This window comes from Corynebacterium glyciniphilum AJ 3170 (assembly GCF_007673095.1).
Taxonomy (GTDB): domain Bacteria; phylum Actinomycetota; class Actinomycetes; order Mycobacteriales; family Mycobacteriaceae; genus Corynebacterium.
In genome coordinates, this window is the sequence record NZ_VDYZ01000173.1 from 1 (window position 1) to 295 (window position 295).

At 67.1% G+C, this 295-nt stretch carries 1 pseudogene; it reads left to right on the forward strand.

The features are described 5' to 3' along the window. A pseudogene (locus tag FS507_RS19970) lies at nucleotides 1-295 on the forward strand (hypothetical protein); the annotation flags it as partial.

A 295-nucleotide genomic window follows, 5' to 3' on the forward strand; every position in this document is an offset into this window, starting at 1 on the left:
GAAAGGGAAGAGGTGGTAGGAACTGGGGGAGGGGGGAGAGATGTGGTGGGAGTGGCGGGTTGGGGGGGTATAGAGGAGGGTGGGGGGAGGGGCGTTGGGGTGGGATGTGGGAGGTGGTTTGAGGAGGACGGGGGTGGGGGGGAGGGGGTGAGGGTGGTGGAGGGATTGAGGGGGGGGAGTGAGGTAGTGGTGGAGGGTGTGGGTGTTGTGGGGGGGGAGGAGGTGAGGGTTGATGGGGTGGGGAGGGGAGATGGGGTGGGAACTGGGGAGGGTGATGAGCGTGATGGGGTGGGAG